The organism is Aliivibrio sp. 1S128, from assembly GCF_001691065.1.
Classification (GTDB): Bacteria; Pseudomonadota; Gammaproteobacteria; order Enterobacterales; family Vibrionaceae; genus Aliivibrio.
Window position 1 is genome coordinate 307,137 of sequence record NZ_MAJV01000003.1, and the last position, 19,679, is coordinate 326,815.

At 41.2% G+C, this 19,679-nt stretch carries 17 protein-coding genes; 5 read left to right on the top strand and 12 right to left on the bottom strand.

Translation table 11 applies throughout. The features are described from left to right. Positions 1–46: 46 nt before the first annotated feature. Positions 47–943, bottom strand: a complete 897-nt coding sequence (gene oxyR / locus A6E03_RS03215) for a DNA-binding transcriptional regulator OxyR (protein ID WP_065594209.1) — start codon at positions 941–943, stop codon at positions 47–49. Between the two features lie 179 nt (positions 944–1,122). On the opposite strand from oxyR, the gene A6E03_RS03220 reads away from it, so the two are divergent. From A6E03_RS03220 to A6E03_RS03230, 3 genes are all read left to right on the top strand, one after another. After that, positions 1,123–1,851 (top strand): glutathione peroxidase, encoded by a 729-nt coding sequence (locus tag A6E03_RS03220; RefSeq protein WP_017022490.1) that lies wholly within the window; start codon positions 1,123–1,125, stop codon positions 1,849–1,851. Between the two features lie 89 nt (positions 1,852–1,940). After that, a complete protein-coding gene (locus A6E03_RS03225; protein WP_065600166.1) occupies positions 1,941–3,407 on the top strand; it encodes a dihydrolipoyl dehydrogenase in 1,467 nt (488 codons plus the stop codon). 120 nt (positions 3,408–3,527) lie between these two features. Next, a complete protein-coding gene (locus tag A6E03_RS03230) occupies positions 3,528–3,791 on the top strand; it encodes a DUF3624 domain-containing protein (protein ID WP_065594212.1) in 264 nt (87 codons plus the stop codon). A gap of 142 nt (positions 3,792–3,933) precedes the next feature. On the opposite strand, the gene argH is transcribed toward A6E03_RS03230, so the two are convergent. The 4 genes from argH to argC all read right to left on the bottom strand — a co-directional run bounded on the left by argH (position 3,934) and on the right by argC (position 9,193). Continuing rightward, positions 3,934–5,808: an argininosuccinate lyase gene (gene argH, locus A6E03_RS03235; RefSeq protein ID WP_065600156.1), complete on the bottom strand. Its 1,875-nt coding sequence runs from the start codon at positions 5,806–5,808 to the stop codon at positions 3,934–3,936. Between the two features lie 301 nt (positions 5,809–6,109). Further along, positions 6,110–7,321: an argininosuccinate synthase gene (locus A6E03_RS03240; RefSeq protein WP_065600157.1), complete on the bottom strand. Its 1,212-nt coding sequence runs from the start codon at positions 7,319–7,321 to the stop codon at positions 6,110–6,112. Between the two features lie 72 nt (positions 7,322–7,393). Beyond that, positions 7,394–8,173 carry an acetylglutamate kinase gene (gene argB, locus A6E03_RS03245; RefSeq protein ID WP_065594215.1) on the bottom strand — a complete coding sequence of 260 codons (780 nt, stop codon included), beginning with the start codon at positions 8,171–8,173 and terminating at the stop codon, positions 7,394–7,396. A 15-nt stretch (positions 8,174–8,188) separates the two neighbouring features. After that, positions 8,189–9,193 carry an N-acetyl-gamma-glutamyl-phosphate reductase gene (gene argC, locus A6E03_RS03250; RefSeq protein ID WP_065600158.1) on the bottom strand — a complete coding sequence of 335 codons (1,005 nt, stop codon included), beginning with the start codon at positions 9,191–9,193 and terminating at the stop codon, positions 8,189–8,191. Between the two features lie 207 nt (positions 9,194–9,400). Between argC and argE the strand changes: the two genes are divergently transcribed. Both argE and ppc read left to right on the top strand, forming a co-directional pair. Beyond that, positions 9,401–10,537: an acetylornithine deacetylase gene (gene argE / locus A6E03_RS03255; RefSeq protein ID WP_065594217.1), complete on the top strand. Its 1,137-nt coding sequence runs from the start codon at positions 9,401–9,403 to the stop codon at positions 10,535–10,537. Between the two features lie 178 nt (positions 10,538–10,715). Beyond that, on the top strand, positions 10,716–13,346 hold the full coding sequence (gene ppc / locus A6E03_RS03260; protein ID WP_065594218.1) for a phosphoenolpyruvate carboxylase: 2,631 nt from the start codon (positions 10,716–10,718) through the stop codon (positions 13,344–13,346). Positions 13,347–13,480: 134 nt separating this feature from the next. On the opposite strand, the gene metF is transcribed toward ppc, so the two are convergent. The 7 genes from metF to rnr form a co-directional block, all read right to left on the bottom strand. After that, complete coding sequence (gene metF / locus A6E03_RS03265; protein WP_065594219.1) at positions 13,481–14,371, bottom strand: methylenetetrahydrofolate reductase; 891 nt, start codon at positions 14,369–14,371, stop codon at positions 13,481–13,483. A 294-nt stretch (positions 14,372–14,665) separates the two neighbouring features. Further along, positions 14,666–15,115, bottom strand: coding sequence for a 50S ribosomal protein L9 (gene rplI / locus A6E03_RS03270; protein ID WP_060992649.1), 450 nt, complete (start codon positions 15,113–15,115; stop codon positions 14,666–14,668). Between the two features lie 40 nt (positions 15,116–15,155). Continuing rightward, positions 15,156–15,383 carry a 30S ribosomal protein S18 gene (rpsR, locus tag A6E03_RS03275; RefSeq protein ID WP_005421136.1) on the bottom strand — a complete coding sequence of 76 codons (228 nt, stop codon included), beginning with the start codon at positions 15,381–15,383 and terminating at the stop codon, positions 15,156–15,158. A gap of 15 nt (positions 15,384–15,398) precedes the next feature. Beyond that, on the bottom strand, positions 15,399–15,701 hold the full coding sequence (gene priB / locus A6E03_RS03280; RefSeq protein ID WP_065594220.1) for a primosomal replication protein N: 303 nt from the start codon (positions 15,699–15,701) through the stop codon (positions 15,399–15,401). 8 nt (positions 15,702–15,709) lie between these two features. Next, the gene (rpsF, locus tag A6E03_RS03285; protein ID WP_065594221.1) at positions 15,710–16,090 is read right to left on the bottom strand and encodes a 30S ribosomal protein S6; all 381 of its coding nucleotides are present in this window, start codon (positions 16,088–16,090) and stop codon (positions 15,710–15,712) included. 233 nt (positions 16,091–16,323) lie between these two features. Further along, positions 16,324–17,067, bottom strand: a complete 744-nt coding sequence (gene rlmB, locus A6E03_RS03290) for a 23S rRNA (guanosine(2251)-2'-O)-methyltransferase RlmB (RefSeq protein WP_065594222.1) — start codon at positions 17,065–17,067, stop codon at positions 16,324–16,326. A 70-nt stretch (positions 17,068–17,137) separates the two neighbouring features. Beyond that, positions 17,138–19,645, bottom strand: coding sequence for a ribonuclease R (rnr, locus tag A6E03_RS03295; protein WP_065594223.1), 2,508 nt, complete (start codon positions 19,643–19,645; stop codon positions 17,138–17,140). Positions 19,646–19,679 lie beyond the last annotated feature (34 nt).

Here is a 19,679-nt window from a genome sequence, read left to right on the forward strand (position 1 = left end):
TACTTAAGCGTCCCTTTTTTTATTCGTCTTTTATCTATAAAACAGTTTAATGGATAACGTCAGCCATTTTACTTTCGATTTCTTTTGCTAATGCCTCATAGCGACCTTTTAATGGGGAACCCGGACGATAAGCTAATACTATTTGACGATGCGGAACCGGAGCTTTAGCCGGTAAATAACAAATCCCATCACGCTCTTTCTCTTTAGGGACAGACAAGTAAGGCATTAGGGTGATACCGCCTCCAGCAGCAACCATATTTCTCAACGTTTCTAAGCTTGTTGCTTTAAAGTGATCGTCGTCTTTTGCTCCTGCCGCAAAGCAAAAACCTAATGCTTGATCTCGTAAACAATGGCCATCACCAAGCATCAATACGGATTCACCATTAAGGCGAGACATATCGATCGACTTTTCTTCTGCCCACTTATGCTCTTTAGGAACAGCCAACACCATCGGTTCATCATAGATAGGCACTTCAATAAAGCCACTCGTCTCGTCAACCGAGGCCAAGATCATACAATCAATCTTGCCTTCTTCTAGCATTTTAACCAATTGATGGGTTTGCGCTTCGTGAAGATATAAATTCAAATCAGGAAACTGTGCTTTTAATGTCGGTACGATCCAAGGCAATAAATAAGGACCCACCGTTGGAATAAAGCCTAAATGTAATGGCCCTGCCATCTCTTTACCTTGCTGATTAGCAAGCTCTGAAAATAACTTTACTTCAATAAGAATACGCTTTGCTTGATCGACCAATTGTAAACCCGCTTCGGTGAACAATACTTTACGACTGGTTCTCTCTAGCAGCGTCAATCCTACTTCTTCTTCTAACTTCTTGATTTGACCACTTAGCGTTGGTTGGCTGACAAAACAAGACTCTGCGGCTTTACGAAAATGTTTATGCTCAGCAAGTGCGACCAAGTACTCAAAATCACGGATATTCATGTATTACACTCCTGAAAGCTTATATCTTATTGATGGCAATAAGTTCGATAGCTTTTAACGATTGAAACGATAACACCAAACGATTAGAACTATCAAGCCAGCTTTTGCATAATAGCTACATCAACCGGGCAGACCCCGGAAAGAAATTTAAAATTTATTAAAAATTAAAGGACATCATTATGTTTACATCTAAAGAAGGCCAATCAGTTCCTCAAGTTACTTTCCCAACACGTAAAGGTGATGCTTGGGTTAACGTGACAACAGAAGAACTATTCAAAGACAAAACCGTTATCGTATTCAGTCTTCCTGGTGCATTTACACCAACGTGTTCTTCAAGCCACCTACCTCGCTACAACGAGCTTTATTCTGTATTTAAAGACAACGGCGTTGATGAAATCGTTTGTGTCTCTGTAAACGACACGTTTGTAATGAACGCATGGAAAGCAGACCAAGAAGCAGAAAATATTACCTTTATTCCAGATGGTAACGGCGATTTCACCGATGGTATGGGCATGTTAGTTGAGAAAAATGACATTGGTTTTGGTAAGCGTTCATGGCGTTACAGCATGCTAGTTAAAAACGGCATCGTTGAAAAAATGTTCATCGAAGAAAACGTACCTGGCGACCCGTTCAAAGTTTCTGATGCAGATACGATGCTGAACTACCTTGCTCCTGAACACAAAGAACAAGAGTCAATCACCGTATTTACAAAACCTGGCTGCCCTTTCTGTATGAAAGCGAAACAGAACCTAATCGACAAAGGTCTAAACTACGAAGAAGTGGTTCTAGGTAAAGATGCAACAACAGTAAGTCTACGTGCAATTACTGGCCGCACTACCGTTCCTCAAGTATTCATCGGTGGTAAACACATTGGTGGTAGCGAAGAGCTTGAAGCTTTCCTAGCTTAATCTCTAGCTCGAAATGAATAAAAATGGCCCACGACCCCGTGGGCCATTTCAAAACTTCTTCTAAAATAAATCTACGTGAGATATTAATTATGAAACAAGTCAATGTTGATGTAGCTGTTATCGGTGGTGGTACAGCAGGTTTAGGCTCTTACCGTGCAGCAAAAGCACATACTGACAGTGTTGTCATGATCGAAGGTGGTCCTTATGGTACGACTTGTGCTCGCGTTGGCTGCATGCCATCAAAGCTGTTAATTGCAGCAGCAGAAAGCGTACACCAAATAGAAAAAGCACCTCAATTTGGTATTCACCCTCAAGGCGAAATAGTCATTAATGGCCGTGAAGTCATGGACCGAGTAAAATTTGAACGTGACCGTTTTGTTGGGTTTGTTTTAGAAGGCGTTGATGAAATACCAACTGAAGATAAAATCTCTGGCTACGCCAAATTTTTAGATGACAATACGCTACAAGTAGACGACCACACTATCGTAACAGCTAAACGCATTGTGATAGCAACAGGCTCTCGCCCTGCTTATCCTGCGGTATGGAATGAGCTCGGTGATCGCTTAATTATCAATGACGACGTTTTTAACTGGGATGATTTACCAAAATCAGTCGCGGTATTTGGTCCAGGAGTCATTGGTCTTGAGCTTGGTCAATCACTTCATCGTTTAGGTGTTGATACCAAATTATTTGGTTTAGGTGGTCAAGTAGGTCCTGTTACAGACCCTGAAGTGATGGCCTATGCGAATAAAGCGTTTAATGAAGAATTTTATCTTGATGCTGATGTGAAAATTGAAAGCATGAAGCGCATTACCACTAAATCAGGTGAAGACCGTGTTGAAATCAAATTCATCAATAAACAAGGCGAACAAGAAACTATCCTAGTTGAGTATGTACTTGCAGCAACCGGTCGTCGTCCAAACACCGACAAATTGGGCTTAGAAAACACATCGGTTGAATTAGACGAACGCGGTGTACCAACAGCCGATCACTACACATTACAAACATCATTACCAACTATCTTCATTGCTGGTGATGCCAGTAATCAACTGCCACTATTGCACGAGGCCGCTGATCAAGCACGTATTGCTGGTGATAATGCAGGACGTTTCCCAGAGATCCGCGCAGGCCTTCGTCGCTCGAAAATCTCAGCGGTATTCTCTGACCCGCAAATCGCAATGGTTGGTGAAACATATAAAGAAATTACCACTCGCTTAGGTACATGCGGTTGCTTTGCAACAGGTGAAGTGTCTTTTGAAAATCAAGGTCGCTCACGAGTAATGCTGCGTAACAAAGGGATTCTTCACGTGTATGGTGAGCAAGGTACAGGTCGTTTCCTTGGTGCTGAGATGATGGGCCCAAATGCCGAGCATTTAGCACACTTGTTAGCTTGGGCTCACCAAAACAAAATGACGATTTCAGAAATGTTAGATATGCCTTTCTATCACCCAGTAATTGAAGAAGGTGTGCGTACTGCACTTCGTGATTTAAATGCTAAGCTACATTTAGGTCCAGAAACAATCAAACACTGTTTAGATTGTGGACCAGGCTGTTAATCAAGCATCAATAACAAAGAGCAAAATAAAAGTCGATGTGAAAACATCGACTTTTTTATTTCTATCTTCAGAGCCTCTCGCTAAAATAGCCGCCCTTGCTCATTTTTTAAGTGGACTGATATGGCTTGCCAATCTTGTCGAACTGATATTTTTAAACAAAAATTAGGTCGCTGCTCTCGTTGTATAAAACAACTTATTTTTCTTTCTATCGGAGGATGGTTAACTTGGTTGGAATTTTTTCAAGCCAGTCCTTACCAAATAGAGGCAATTGCTACTTTTATGGTTAGTTCTGCATTTAGCGGATTACTGACATTGCATTTATTAGCAATGGGCTATTATCGTTTGATAAAATCATCAAATATTAAAGGTAAGCACAAAAAATAAAACCCCAACATCAATCAAGATATTGGGGTCTCTTAGAATCTTTCTAAGAAAAAGCAGTATTAATAAGACTAGTACTTACTTAAAAAGTTCACCACTTTTTCTTTTTATTTAGATTAATTAGTTAAGCGCCTCGCATAATTATTTAAGCCACACTCGCTTTAATGATTATTTGCTCTTGAAGATTCACTTCTAATGCCACTTCATCACACGCATGCTGACGAGGACACTGATCGCAATCTTTCAGTACTTTTTCTGGTAGCAAAGAACGAGAGGTCGGTATGAAATCTTGCTTCATAAAGAACTCAGGAACACGAGTTAGCACAAATACTTTCTTAATTGCCATCTCACGCGCTTTTTCTACCAAGTGTTGAACGATCGCTTTACCTTGCCCTTGGCTCTGCCAACCTGCCTCTACGCCCAGAGAACGAATTTCGGCTAAACCTGAGTCATACACATACAAGGAAGCACAGCCTGTCACTTCCCCATGATGCTCAGACACAGCAAACGAGCCGATATCGCGCACTAACTCATTACGATTACGAGGTAAATTCTCTCCAAGACCAGCCCAGTAAGCGACCATTCCTTCTAATGCATCTAAATCCGTTAAACGTGCAGGACGAACTTTAACGCCCGTTGAGTCACGTTCCTGCAAACGCTTGCCAGCTTGCTCGACCGCATAAGCGACTTGCTCTGGAGCGACACCACCAAGAGCATTACGTTTAGCAAGACAAGATTCGATAGTTAAAATTGCATACACATCATCTTCAATTACATCAGAGAACACTTTTAACTCAGCAATAGACAACTCTTCTAATGCACAGCCTTTTTCTATGGCACTAACCACTGCAACACCAACGATATGATGAGCTTCACGGAATGGAATTCCTTTCGCTACCAAATAATCAGCTAATTCTGTTGAATTGGCATACCCTTGTTTTGCCGCCTCTAGAGTGCGTTCTTTATTTATTTTAATGCCTTCAAAACAAAGCGCAGCCATTTCAATACAATCAGACCAACTGTCTAATGCATCAAACAAACCTTCTTTATCTTCTTGCATGTCTTTATTGTAGGCTAATGGCAGTGCTTTTACTGTCATCATCATGCCTGCCAGTGCACCATATACACGGCCACACTTGCCACGGATCAGTTCTAATGCATCAGGGTTTTTCTTTTGTGGCATTAACGATGAACCAGACGTCACCGTATCTGCCAACTCGATGAAGTTAGATTCACCAGAATTATAAAAAATCATATCTTCAGCAAGACGAGATAAGTGAACCATAGAAATAGAAGCGATCGACATCAACTCCATTACATGGTCACGGTCTGATACTGAATCTAAACTGTTACGTGTTGCACGCTGAAAGCCAAGATTACGTGCCAATTTTTCACGATCCATCGGATAAGCCGTCCCCGCAAGAGCACCGGATCCCAATGGGCACGTATCTAAACGCTTAATTGCATCCTCAAGACGAGAATAGTCACGCTCTATCATCTCTACATATGCTAAACACCAGTGCGCAAATGTAACAGGCTGCGCACGCTGAAGGTGTGTATAACCAGGAAGTATTGTTGCTTGGTGTTCACTCGCAACATTAACCAATTGATTCAGAAGTAAATCAAGCGTACGAAGAAGCTGATGCCCTTGTTGACGACACCATAGTTTTAAATCCGTCGCCACTTGGTCATTACGAGAACGACCAGTATGCAATTTTTTACCTAAATCACCCACTTTTCCGATAAGCTGAGTTTCAACCCAACTATGAATATCTTCAGCATCAGAAAGTAATATTTGCTCAGGATCTTCCATCACTTCTAGCTTTAATTCATTCAGTGCTAATTCAAGTTTCTGTTGCTCAAACTCTGAAATAACATTAACTGACAGCAGTGATTTAGACCATGCAATAGAACCGACAATATCTTGTTCTGCAAGACGATAATCGATACGAAGTGAATCGTTAAACTGTTTAAATCTTGTGTCTGCTGCCTGACTAAAACGTCCGCCCCATAATGCCATGGTGTATCTCCTAAATGGACAGTGCTCACTGCTTTTTGCAAATATTAATTCTGATTTAATTCAGTATTTTTCTTGATGGTTTAAACTTACGGCAATTCCAAATAAAAATAAAGAATTAAATTCATTATTTTTACATAACTATTCAAGTATTGCTTGCAAACCCCATTATAAATCATCAGGACAAAAAAAATCGAAGTCCATTTAATTATTAAATGAACTTCGATTAGTGTAAATCAAATTGTTTAACAGTTGTTATTAATTATATGTTAGCCATTGACGTATGTTAATGAGTGCCTTTAATTTACTTACTGTTTAGTGCACGGATACGGCTTGATAATGAGTAAAGACGAATAAACCCTTCCGCGTGGCTTTGGTCGTATACTTCATCAGCACCAAAAGTAGCAAACTCTTCTGAGTACAAACTATTATCTGAACGCTTCTTCGTTACTGTCGCTTGGCCTTTATAAAGCTTAATGACAACTTCACCATTCACATCTTGAGCTAACTCTTCTGTTGCCGCTAAAATTGACTTACATAAAGGCGTAAACCAACGGCCGTCATACACAAGGTGAGACGCTTTAATTCCTAACTCTTCGCGGAATTCAAATGATGCTTTATCTAAAACAAGTTGCTCAACAGCACGCAATGCTTCATTAATAATGGTGCCGCCCGGAGTTTCATAACAACCACGAGATTTCATGCCTACTAGACGATTTTCTACGATATCAATACGGCCAACACCGTGTTTACTGCCTTTCTCATTTAGATAAACGACCACTTCATAAGGTGTCATAGTTTTACCATCAACAGCAACAACGGCGCCTTTTTCTACTTTGATTGAAACGATTTCTGATTCATTTGGTGCTTGTTCAGGGTCGACTGTCCATGCCCAACAATCATCATTTGGTGCGTTCCATGTCTCTTCTAGAACCCCACCTTCAGTTGAAATATGCCATGCATTTGCATCACGAGAGTAGATTTTAGTAAGTGAAGCGGTACAAGGAATGTTACGCTCTGCAAGGTAATCAAGACACTCTTCACGGCTCACTAAATCCCACTCACGCCATGGGGCAATAACATGTAAATCAGGGGCTAACGCAGCAAAAGCACCTTCAAAACGAATTTGGTCATTACCTTTACCTGTACAGCCATGACAAAGGGCATCTGCACCAACATTACGAGCCACTTCAACTTGTGCTTTCGCTATAATAGGGCGAGCCATTGACGTGCCAAGGAGATATTTCCCTTCATAAAGAGCACCTGTTTTTAACGTAGGGAAGATATACTCTGAAACCATTTCTTCTTTTAAGTCAGCCACATAACATTCGCTTGCGCCAGATGCGATGGCTTTTGCTTCAATACCCTCAAGCTCTTCCGCACCCTGACCAACATCAGCAACAAACGCGATAACTTCACAATTGTAGTTTTCTTTTAGCCACGGAATAATCACAGACGTATCTAAACCACCTGAGTATGCAACAACAACCTTGTTTACTTCGATTTTCTTATTCATTCTATTCTCCTTGCTCCGCATACTCGCGGCGACTGTATTCTATAAAATTAAAATGGTTTAACATCTCGCCTATTAAGGCTGAAACTGGGTGCCAATGCTGTTTCCAATAAACAACTCAGCTAATTTTTCAGGTGAACGCCATGACGCCACCTCTATAGCTCGACCAAGCTCTTGTGCTGCCTCTAAAGCTGCTCGCACTTTCACGATCATGCCGTCAGTTATCACTTTTTGTTGAATCAATAATTCCGCTTGCTCTGAATCTAGGCTTGCTATTAATTGTTTTTCGCCATCCAATACACCAGCAACATCAGACAGCAATACTAGATCAGCATCTAGCGCAGTAGCAACCGCAACCGCCGCTTGATCAGCATTCACATTCATTAACTCACCTTCAGCTGTAATACCAATAGAGCTAATGATCGGTGTTACCTGCGTTGCTAGTACTGCATTTAATATTGTTGCATCACCTGCCGTCGCCAAACCAACATTACCTAACTCAGGATTAAGCTGTGTGATTTTGCATAAACCGCCATCAGCCAAACTTAATCCCATCGCGTTCACACCATTTCTCATCGCTTGACCTTGCAGCATTTTATTTGCCGTTCCTGCAAGTGCTCCTGTGATATAACCAATTTGATCTTTTGGCGTGACACGTAACCCTTCTTTCTTAACCGTTTCAAGTTGTAATTTTGCCATCAACTCATCAACAAGATAGCCACCACCATGTACAATAACTAATGAGCGCTGAGCTTGTTGTTGATAGTTTGAAACCGTTTTAAATAATTGTGTTAACGTTTCGGTTGATGACAATACTGCACCACCTAACTTAATCACCAATGGACGTTGGTTCATATTACACTCCATACTCTATATTAAAGCGGTTAACATAGGGAACCGAAAACGAATATTAATGCATTGCATTGCTTGGCTTGATGCGCCTTTTAATAAATTATCAATAGCAGAAACGACAATTAGGTGCTCACCTTGTACTTTCCAACCTATATCGCAGAAAGGCGTTTTCTCAACAGATTGCAGCTTTGGCATTTCATTTCCCAATAAACGTACAATTGGTTCTTTTGCATACGCTTTCTCAAATGCTTTTTGAATTTGCTCTTCCGTTATCCCTTTCTCTAACTTCGTGGTAATTGTCGCTAAAATACCGCGTTTAAAATTACCAAGATGAGGAGTAAAAATGACATCGCATCCTAAATGCGCTGCAATTTCAGGTTGATGGCGATGATTAAATACACCATAAGGCTGAAGACTCACCTCACAAAAACTGCTCGTTAAGTTCGCTTTACGCCCAGCACCTGTCGCACCACTTGTCGCATTAATAACTGGCCATTGATTTTGATCTAATAAATTTGCTTCGACTAATGGTTTTAATGCTAATTGTGACGCAGTTGGATAACATCCCGGAACGGCAATTAATTGCGCCTTAGCAATTTCATCCGCGTTCCATTCTGCTAGCCCATAAACGGCTTTATCTAACCAACCTTCGTATTTATGTTCAAAACCATAAAATTTAGAATAAAAACCTTCTTTTTGAACACGGAATGCGCCAGACAAATCAAAAACAACACAACCATTCTCTAAAAAAGTAGACGCTAAATCGTGGCTAACTTCATGCGCCGTTGCGAGTAAAACAATATCACTCTCTTTCGCTACTTGATTCAGATTAACTAAAGGTTGTAAGGCGTCATCTACAATCCCTTTTAATGAACCATGCAATTCACTGATTGCTTTTCCTTTATCCAAACTATTCTCAGAAACATATAAGCCTGATAAAGAAAGGTGTGGGTGCTTAAATACCATCAGTGCCAATTCTGCACCTGTGTATCCGCTTGCTCCGATGATGGTTGTTTTCAACATAAATACGTCCATTTATCTCTTCAACTATTGAAGGAAAAAGCCATTCAAGGTAACTTGAGAGTTACGTATATTAGATACTGCTTTTCCTTTTTAAAATTTAGTTTATTCATTAAAATTAAACTAAACTGTATTTCTATTCACTTTATGTGATTTAATATGTGTTTTACAGGGTTCTCTCTTTTCTGTCAACAGTGGATGTATGAATAAATGAAATTTCCAGAATTTAAAGATTATTATCAACAACTCATTTCAACCTCTTCAATCAGCTCTACAGATCCAAGTTGGGATGAAGGTAATGCTGAAGTAATACATAAATTAGCGCAGTGGTGTGAAGATTTAGGGTGTGAAGTTGAAATTGAAGAAATTGAAAAAGGTAAGTTGAACTTACTTGCAAAACTAGGTTCAGGGGAAGGCGGATTATTATTAGCAGGGCATACCGATACTGTCCCGTACGATCAAGGCCGTTGGAATTACGAGCCTCATGCATTAACCGAAGCCAATGACCGATTTTATGGTTTAGGTACTGCCGATATGAAAGGTTTTTTTGCCTTTATCTTAGAGGCCATCAAAAATATTAATTGGAAAGATCAATCCAAACCTCTCTACATCCTTGCTACCTGCGATGAAGAAACAACCATGCTAGGGGCTCGTCATTTTGCTTCAAATACTCAAATTCAACCTGACTATTGCATTATTGGTGAACCAACAAGTTTGAAACCAATTCGAGGTCATAAAGGTCATGTTGCCAATGCTATTCGAGTCACAGGAAAATCTGGACACTCTTCAGATCCTGCTCTTGGGGTTAATGCATTAGAAATTATGAATGAAATCATGTTTGCCTTAATGCATTTAAAAAATAAACTCGTTAAGGAATATCACAACCCTGGTTTTTCAATTCCTTATCCAACACTCAACCTTGGTCATATTCACGGTGGCGATAGTCCAAACCGTATTTGTGGTTGTTGTGAGCTTCATTATGATGTCCGCCCTTTACCAGGGATAAGTCTTGATGGATTAGATAATATGTTGCGCGATGCGTTGAAAGAAGTTGAAGCTAAATGGCCCGGTAAAATTGAAATTACGTCATTACACGATCCAATTCCAGGTTATGAATGTAGTTCAGACAGCCCTATTGTTACAAGTACTGCCGAAATTTGTGGGCAAGAAGTCGAAACCGTGAACTATTGTACCGAAGCACCCTTCTTACAAGATCTTTGCCCCACTCTAGTTTTAGGTCCGGGTTCTATCGAACAAGCACACCAACCTGATGAATTTTTAGCATTTTCCTTTATTGATCCAACAATCAATGTTCTTAGCAAATTAATGTACAAACATTGTTTCTAATCTGAAATAAATTTACAAAACTCGTCAATATGAAAATGAATATTCGATGATCTACGGCAATAACTTATCTAAAAGAACGCCGTTTATACTTCAATATTTGACGAATAGCCGTAAATTCGGATAGATTGGATGTAGAAAAAATTTAGGATGTAACAAAATTACAGTATAGGAAGTAACTATGAATGAAAAGTACGCGGCTTTAAAAAGCAATGTAAGCATGTTGGGTCATCTACTTGGAAATACAATTAGAGACGCACATGGTGAAGAGCTATTAGCAAAAGTTGAAACCATTCGTAAGCTGTCTAAAACAGCACGCGCAGGAAGCGACAATGACCGTAATGCATTAATTGAAGAAATTAAAAACCTTCCAGACAATCAACTAACTCCGGTTGCTCGTGCATTCAGTCAATTCCTAAATCTAACGAACATGGCAGAGCAATATCATACCATTTCACGTCACTGTGAAGCTCATGTGTGCGAACCTGATGCTATTAGTACTTTATTCTCTAAGTTAAGCCAAAATAACATTAGCAAATTAGATACCACACAAGCAGTTCGTGAATTAAATATTGAACTCGTACTGACTGCACATCCTACAGAAATTGCACGTCGTACCATGATCAACAAATTAATTAAAATCAACGAATGCTTGTCAAAACTTGAACTTAGCGATATTTCGTTCTCTGAACGTGAAAAAACAGAACGTCGCCTTGAACAATTAATTGCACAAGCATGGCACTCAGATGTCATTCGACAAGAGCGTCCAACGCCTCTAGATGAAGCTAAATGGGGATTTGCTGTTGTTGAAAACTCACTATGGCAAGGTATCCCTGAATTCTTACGAGAATTTGATCAACGCTTAACTAGCCATTTAGGTGAAGGCCTTCCAATTGATGCTCGCCCTGTTCATATGTCCTCGTGGATGGGTGGTGACCGAGATGGTAACCCATTCGTCACACACAAGATCACACGTGAAGTGATGCTTCTTTCTCGCTGGAAAGCTGCAGATCTGTTCTTAAAAGACGTGAATGAACTTATCAGTGAACTTTCTATGGTGAAATGTACTGATGAAGTTCGAGAGCTTGCAGGGGAACAACACGAACCTTATCGTGCGGTTCTTAAACAGCTTCGTACTTTATTAGGCGATACACTTGAAAACCTAGATGCTCAAATGAAAGGTGAGCTAACCTCAAATAAAGTAATTCTTACCGATGCAGATCAACTTTGGGCACCATTATATGCGTGTTACCAATCTCTGCACGCTTGCGGTATGGCTATTATTGCCGAAGGCTCTCTACTTGATACACTTCGTCGTGTGAAAGCATTTGGTGTGCATCTTGTTCGCCTCGATATTCGTCAAGAAAGTACGCGTCACTCAAACGTATTATCAGAGTTGACTCGCTACTTAGGCATTGGTGATTATGACCAATGGAGCGAGCAAGATAAGATCTCTTTCCTTGTTAATGAATTAAGCTCTAAGCGCCCGCTACTTCCTCGTAACTGGGAGCCATCTCCTGAAGTTCAAGAAGTTATTGATACGTGTAAAGTCGTTGCAGAACAATCTAAAGAAGCATTAGGTTCTTATGTTATCTCAATGGCTCGCACCGCATCAGACGTATTGGCTGTTCATTTATTACTTCAAGAAGCTGGCTGTCCGTTCCGTATGGATGTGTGTCCACTATTTGAAACTCTGGACGATTTGAATCGCTCAAAAGAAGTCATGGAGCAGCTGTTCTCTATTGATTGGTATCGTGGATTTATTCAAAACCATCAAATGGTGATGATCGGCTATTCTGATTCTGCAAAAGATGCCGGTGTCATGTCAGCAGGTTGGGCGCAATACAGTGCGATGGAAGCCTTAGTCGATGTCTGTGAAAAAGAAAACATCGAACTAACCTTATTCCACGGCCGTGGCGGTACAATTGGTCGCGGGGGTGCACCAGCCCATGCTGCACTTCTATCTCAACCACCAAAAAGCTTAAAAGGTGGCCTACGTGTTACTGAGCAAGGTGAGATGATCCGATTTAAGTTGGGTCTACCTGAAGTCGCAGTAAACAGCTTTAACCTATACGCAAGTGCGATTCTTGAAGCGAATCTTCTTCCACCACCAGAGCCTAAGCAAGAATGGCGTGATTTAATGGACGTACTTTCTGAAGTATCGTGTGAAGCTTATCGTAATATTGTTCGTGGTGAGAAAGACTTTGTTCCTTACTTCCGCGCAGCAACACCAGAGCTAGAACTAGGTAAACTACCTTTAGGCTCTCGCCCTGCTAAACGAAATCCAAATGGCGGCGTAGAAAGCCTACGTGCAATTCCTTGGATCTTCTCATGGAGTCAGAACCGTTTAGTTCTTCCTGCATGGCTAGGTGCTGGTGAAGCAATTCAATATTCAATTGATAAAGGTCACCAAGAGCTATTAGAAGAGATGTGTCGTGAATGGCCATTCTTCTCTACTCGCCTTGGAATGCTTGAAATGGTTTACACCAAGTGTAATCCACAGATGTCTGAATACTACGATCAACGTTTAACAGACAAATCTCTATGGCCTTTAGGTGAGCGTCTACGTAATCAATTACAAGCGGATATTAAAGCGGTATTGAACGTAGAGAACAGCGATCACTTAATGGAGCGTGACCCGTGGGGTTCTGAGTCAATTAAATTACGTAGCATCTATGTAGATCCACTCAACATGCTACAAGCTGAGCTTCTGTTCCGTACTCGTCAACAAGAAGAGACGTCACCAGAACTTGAAGAAGCGCTAATGGTTACGATTGCAGGTATTGCCGCAGGTATGCGTAACACTGGCTAAGCCTAAGCGTTAAAACAACCTTCCTATTATTCAAAGGTCACTTCGGTGGCCTTTTCTTTTATCTTTTAGACAGATACCGACACAAAAAAACCGCTACAGTGAGCGGTTCTTTATCAATAACTCTTAGGTAAATATTAACCTTTAGGGCGAACACCTAGTGTATGACAAAGCGCATAAGTGTGTTCTGCACGGTTTAGCGTATAGAAATGGAAGTCTTTCACCCCCTCACGACTTAAGATACGCGTCATATCAATCGCATGACTTGCACCTACCATTTGACGAGTCACAGGATCATCATCCAAGCCATCAAACTGCTGTGCCATCCACCCAGGGATCTTCACATTATTCATCTTGGCAAAACGAGAGGCTTGCTTGAAGTTCGATACAGGAAGAATTCCAGGAATAATCTCCACATCAATACCCGCAGAAACACAGCGATCACGGAAACGTAAGTAACTTTCGACATCAAAGAAAAACTGAGTAATTGCACGGTTAGCACCGGCATCCACTTTACGTTTTAGATTCAATAAATCCGCTTGTGCGCTTTTCGCTTCTGGATGTACTTCCGGAAATGCAGCCACTGAAATATCAAAATCATGCTGAGATTTTAACAGTTCCACCAAATCTGATGCGTACATATCAGGTACTCCACCGCCCGCAGGAATATCACCACGCAGTGCAACAATATCTTTAATACCATTTGCCCAGTAATCATTCGCAATGTCGATTAACTCTGAACGGCTTGCATCAATACACGTTAAATGAGGTGCCGCAATAAGGCCTGTTTGCTCTTTAATTTCTTTTATTATGGAATGGGTACGGTCACGTTCACCAGAATTAGCCCCATACGTTACAGACACAAATTTTGGTTTTAGTGTTTTTAAACGGTGAATAGAATTCCACAGCGTTTCTTCCATCTTCTCTGAACTTGGTGGAAAAAACTCAAAAGAGACATTGATACTACCATCAAGCTCAGCAATATTTTGATTCAGTGACTCTAGGTGGCTTGCGTGTGAATAGGCCATATCTTGCTCTCCCTGCTGTAATGCCAAATATAAAGCATTACAAAAATACATCATCCGTGTTGACGTCATTTGGACGTCTATATGTCTACAGAATGTATGTTATAGAGTTCAAAGTCAAGGATCTGATTATGAATTTTTCTCAAGTAGTAATTGAGTTATTTTCACTATGAAATAAAGAAGATGAGAAATTAAAGAAGGAGTGATGCAGTTATGAAATGTAGTCAGTTAGATAAGTAATAGATAAAAAAAACGCCAGCACTAAGGCTGGCGTTTAAATTATTAGTTGGCTATTGATTACTCAGCAGCAACAACTTCTAATTTCAATGTAGCAAATACTTCAGAGTGAAGTTGGATGCTAACTTCGAAAGAACCAGTTGTACGTAGAGCGCCTTCAGGAAGACGAACTTCGCTTTTCGCGATTGCAACGCCAGCAGCTGTAGCAGCGTCAGCGATGTCACGAGTACCGATTGAACCGAATAGTTTACCTTCGTCACCAGATTTTGATGCGATAGTAACTTCTAGAGCGTTAACAGACTCAGCACGAGCTTCTGCAGCAGCTAGTTGCTTAGCAACGTTAGCTTCTAATTCAGCGCGACGAGTTTCAAACATCTCTACGTTAGCTTTAGTTGCCATAACAGCCTTACCTTGTGGGATAAGGAAGTTACGTGCGTAACCAGCTTTAACGTTAACTTGGTCGCCAAGGCTACCTAGGTTACCGATTTTATCAAGTAGAATAACTTGCATTATCTTAGTCCTCTATAAACTTATTTAAACTGCTATCGACTTACAGATGCTTATCTGTGTACGGTAGAAGTGCAAGGTAACGAGAACGCTTGATAGCGCGAGCTAGCTGACGTTGGTATTTAGCACGAGTACCAGTGATACGGCTAGGTACGATTTTACCAGCTTCAGTGATGTAGTTTTTTAGAGTTGCTACGTCTTTGTAGTCAATCTCTTGTACGCCTTCTGCTGTAAAACGGCAGAATTTACGACGACGGAAGAAACGAGCCATGGGCTATCTCCAGATCTAAATGAATTTAATATGCTCAGCATGTAACACTACTCTCGCCACGCCATTTCGGCCTGTCTGGTACGTGATAAAACCACCTACCGTAACGTTACTATTTTGAGCCAAGTTTGCAGTTAAAGCTTGAGACCCTTGTCCACTAACTACCACGTTCATTCTGCAATAGACTTCACGTGATAAGCCAGCTTCCTGTTTAATCGAGCGATGTTCAATGACAAAATGACAATGAGGTATGCCCGCAGGACTAAGACTTCGAACCGGAGCCTTGGCGATAATACCGCTTAACTCCAATCGATTGGTCATCAAATCAATTACTCAGCAGCAGCTTCTTCAGCGCGTGGTGCAGCGTCTTCACGCTTAGCAGTACGCTCTTCTTTAGCTTTCATCATTACTGATGGCTCAGTGATCGCAGCTTTAGTACGCATGATCATGTTACGTAGAACAGCATCGTTGTAACGGAATGCAGTTTCTAGTTCATCAATAACAGCTTGCTCAGACTCAACGTTCATAAGAACGTAGTGTGCTTTATGCAATTTGTTGATTGGGTAAGCCATTTGACGACGACCCCAATCTTCTAGACGGTGGATAGTACCACCAGCTTCTGTGATTGAACCTGTGTAACGCTCGATCATGCCAGCAACTTGCTCGCTTTGATCAGGATGCACCATGAATACGATTTCATAATGACGCATTGGTTGCTCCTTACGGATTATTCAGCTTCCACGATTGGCTCAGTCATCCAAGGGAAGCAAGGAACTAAAAAAAAGACTGAGAATTAAGAACGGCGGATAGTATAGAAAAACAGCGTTATTGGCAAGAAAAAGATACCTAAATCACAAAAATATTTTCGTTCATTTAGTTTAAAAAAAGAAGGCAATGAAATCATCATTACCTTCACTCTTAGCCACTTGTTTTTATAGACTATTTAGCCTTGTAGCGAACGCTGACGTACCGCTTCAAACAAACAGACACCTGACGCTACAGAAACATTTAGGCTCGTTACAGAACCTGCCATAGGGATTTTAATGAGGTCATCACAAGTCTCACGAGTTAAACGACGCATGCCGTCCCCCTCTGCACCCATAACGATAGCTAATGGCCCTGTAAGTTTCGCTTGATATACATCATGTGTAGCTTCACCAGCGGTACCAACAAACCATACACCTTTCTCTTGAAGTGCACGCATAGTACGAGCCAAGTTAGTTACACGTACAAGAGGCACCATTTCAGCCGCACCACAAGCCACTTTACTTACTGTTGCTGTCATTGATGCTGATTTATCTTTAGGAACAATAACCGCAGCCACACCTGCACCATCAGCATTACGCAGACAAGCACCAAGGTTGTGAGGATCGGTTACACCATCAAGAACTAAGAATAATGGATTCTCTGTTTTATCCATGATGTCGTCTAAATCACGTTCATTCAACTGCTTAGCAGGCGTAACACGAGCAATAATACCTTGGTGATTTGCACCTTTCGCTTTGTCGTCTAACGTTTTACGTGGAAGTTCTTGGATCTTAAATCCAAGTTCACCTAGTTCAGTGATGATAGGTAATAAACGATCGTCTTCACGACCTTTTAATACAAAGATTTCAATGAAACGGGCAGGATCACGCTCTAATACAGCTTTGGTTGCGTGGATACCAAAAAGAAATTCATTACTCATGTTATCGCTTCTTTCTATTACAAATTAGTGGAGCTAATGAGGCAACGTTGCCTCATTATCGAATGTTTACTTACTCAGCCTTTGGTTTCGGCTTTCTTGCACGTATTTTTTTCTTGTGTCTTGGTTTTTTCTTCGCCGGAGCGCCTTCAGCAGAACCGTCAGGACGTTTCGTTGGTTCAACCATGGCTTGAGCTTTTGAATTAACCTTTCCCTTACCTTTGGATTTACGATCAGCTAATTGACCGCGACCTTTTGGTTCAACTTTATCGCCTTTTTTTGCTTTAAAGTTAGGATCTCGACGAGGGGCTTTTTTATCATCACGCTTCTTCGCATTGTCTTTGGTTGTTTTACCTTGACCACGCGCTTTACGCATTGATGTCGTGCATTCAAAATCAATGTTGCGACTATCTAAGTTAACGGCAAGTACTTTCACCGTCACTTGATCACCCAATCGGAAGATCTGACCTGAACTCTCACCCGTTAAACGCTGACCCGCAGCATCAAATTGATAATAGTCATTTGCCAAAGATGAAATATGTACCAGACCATCGATGTGCAACTCATTCAATCGAACAAAGAAACCAAAGCCCGTGACATTGGCAATCACACCTTCTAGTTCTTCGCCAATATGATCTTGCATGTATTCACACTTCAACCAATCAGACACATCACGTGTCGCATCATCTGCACGACGCTCTGTCATTGAACATTGCTCACCAAACACATCCATATCATCAAACGAATAATGATACCCACCTGTTGGTGTCCAACGATCGGTGTTATGACCTTTTTCTTTTGCAATAAGATACTTAATAGCACGATGCAATAATAAATCAGGGTAACGACGAATTGGCGACGTAAAGTGCGCATAACGCTTAAGAGCCAAACCAAAGTGACCTTGATTATCTGCGTTATATACCGCTTGCTTCATTGAGCGCAGTAACATCGTTTGAATCAATTCTTTATCTGGACGATCAGCAATTAAATGAACTAATTGACCGTAATCTGTTGGAGATGGCGTTAACCCACCAGATAAGCTTAAACCTAACTCTCCTAAGAAATCACGGAAACCCGTTAAGCGTTCTTCACCTGGCGCTTCATGCACACGGTACAACGCTGGCTCTTTTGCTTTTTCTACAAAAGTCGCTGAAGCAATGTTCGCCAAAATCATACATTCTTCGATGATTTTATGTGCGTCATTACGGATCACAGGTTCGATGCGATCTATTTTACGTTCAGCATTGAAAATAAATTTAGTTTCAATGGTTTCAAATTCAATGGCACCACGCGCTTCACGTGCTGTTTTTAACACCTGATACATGTTGTGCAGTTCTTTCAAGTGCGGAACCAGCGGTTCATAACGTTGAGTTAGTTCTTCGTCACCATCAAGAATGTCGCTTACTTTATTATACGTAAGACGCGCGTGTGAGTTCATCACCGCTTCGTAATGTTTAAAGCCTGACAGTTTTCCTGATGCAGAGATAGTCATCTCACACACCATACATAAACGGTCAACTTGAGGATTCAATGAACACAAACCGTTAGACAAGATTTCCGGTAACATCGGAACCACTTGAGCAGGGAAGTAAACTGAATTACCACGCTGAATCGCTTCTTTGTCTAATGCGTTTTCTGGACGAACGTAATAACTAACATCGGCAATCGCAACCCATAAGCGCCAGCCACCTGAGGCTTTCGCTTGACAGAATACGGCATCATCGAAATCTCGAGCATCTTCACCATCAATCGTTACCAATGGTAATTCACGAAGATCAACACGGCCTTCTTTTGCTTCTTCTGGCACTTCCTCTGCTAGCCCTTCAACTTGTTTTTCAACCGCTGCTGGCCATACATGAGGAATATTGTGTGTACGAAGTGCAATGTCAATTTCCATTCCCGGAGCCATATTCTCACCAAGAACTTCAATTACCTGACCTGACATGCCGCGAGCACGGCCACCACGGTCAGTGATATTAATCACAACAACATTCCCCATTCGAGCACTCATTTTATGCTCATTAGGGATGAAGATATCTTGATTAATACGCGAATCGTCAGGCACAACGAAACTTAATCCATCTTCCGTAAAGAATCGGCCAACAATGCCATCGTTATGAGGCTCTAATACACGGATAACACGACCTTCTTTTCGGCCTCGTTTATCAGTACCTGTTGGCTGAACTAGTACTACATCACCATGAATAACTTTTTTCATTTGGTGGAAAGGCAAAAGCACATCGTTATCTTTACCAATGCTGCCTTCAGGACGGATCCAGCCGAAGCCATCACGGTGACCAAGAACAAGGCCTTTTAATACCTCAATACGCTCTGGTAATGCGTAACACTGACGACGAGTAAAGACTAATTGTCCATCTCGCTCCATCGCTCTTAAACGACGACGTAAACCTTCGTAGTTATCTTCACCAGATAAACCCAGGGCTTCGAATAAGTCATTACGATTTAAAGGCGCTTCTGCTTTTTGGAAAAATTCAAGAATGAACTCACGGCTTGGAATTGGATTCTCGTACTTTTCTGCTTCTCGATCTTGGAAAGGATCGTTTTGAATAATCTTAGACATAGGCTGACCTGCTTAGTCGGAGGAGATAATAAGG

Coding starts and splice junctions, on each gene's coding strand:
- rpsF (WP_065594221.1), bottom strand. CDS start 16,090: ATGCGTCATTATGAAATCGTATTCATGGTGCATCCTGATCAAAGCGAG.
- rnr (WP_065594223.1), bottom strand. CDS start 19,645: ATGTCTAAGATTATTCAAAACGATCCTTTCCAAGATCGAGAAGCAGAA.
- argE (WP_065594217.1), top strand. CDS start 9,401: ATGAAATTTCCAGAATTTAAAGATTATTATCAACAACTCATTTCAACC.
- argB (WP_065594215.1), bottom strand. CDS start 8,173: ATGAACCAACGTCCATTGGTGATTAAGTTAGGTGGTGCAGTATTGTCA.
- A6E03_RS03240 (WP_065600157.1), bottom strand. CDS start 7,321: ATGAATAAGAAAATCGAAGTAAACAAGGTTGTTGTTGCATACTCAGGT.
- priB (WP_065594220.1), bottom strand. CDS start 15,701: ATGACCAATCGATTGGAGTTAAGCGGTATTATCGCCAAGGCTCCGGTT.
- A6E03_RS03230 (WP_065594212.1), top strand. CDS start 3,528: ATGGCTTGCCAATCTTGTCGAACTGATATTTTTAAACAAAAATTAGGT.
- metF (WP_065594219.1), bottom strand. CDS start 14,371: ATGGCCTATTCACACGCAAGCCACCTAGAGTCACTGAATCAAAATATT.
- oxyR (WP_065594209.1), bottom strand. CDS start 943: ATGAATATCCGTGATTTTGAGTACTTGGTCGCACTTGCTGAGCATAAA.
- argH (WP_065600156.1), bottom strand. CDS start 5,808: ATGGCATTATGGGGCGGACGTTTTAGTCAGGCAGCAGACACAAGATTT.
- ppc (WP_065594218.1), top strand. CDS start 10,716: ATGAATGAAAAGTACGCGGCTTTAAAAAGCAATGTAAGCATGTTGGGT.
- rplI (WP_060992649.1), bottom strand. CDS start 15,115: ATGCAAGTTATTCTACTTGATAAAATCGGTAACCTAGGTAGCCTTGGC.
- rpsR (WP_005421136.1), bottom strand. CDS start 15,383: ATGGCTCGTTTCTTCCGTCGTCGTAAATTCTGCCGTTTTACAGCAGAA.
- argC (WP_065600158.1), bottom strand. CDS start 9,193: ATGTTGAAAACAACCATCATCGGAGCAAGCGGATACACAGGTGCAGAA.
- A6E03_RS03225 (WP_065600166.1), top strand. CDS start 1,941: ATGAAACAAGTCAATGTTGATGTAGCTGTTATCGGTGGTGGTACAGCA.
- rlmB (WP_065594222.1), bottom strand. CDS start 17,067: ATGAGTAATGAATTTCTTTTTGGTATCCACGCAACCAAAGCTGTATTA.
- A6E03_RS03220 (WP_017022490.1), top strand. CDS start 1,123: ATGTTTACATCTAAAGAAGGCCAATCAGTTCCTCAAGTTACTTTCCCA.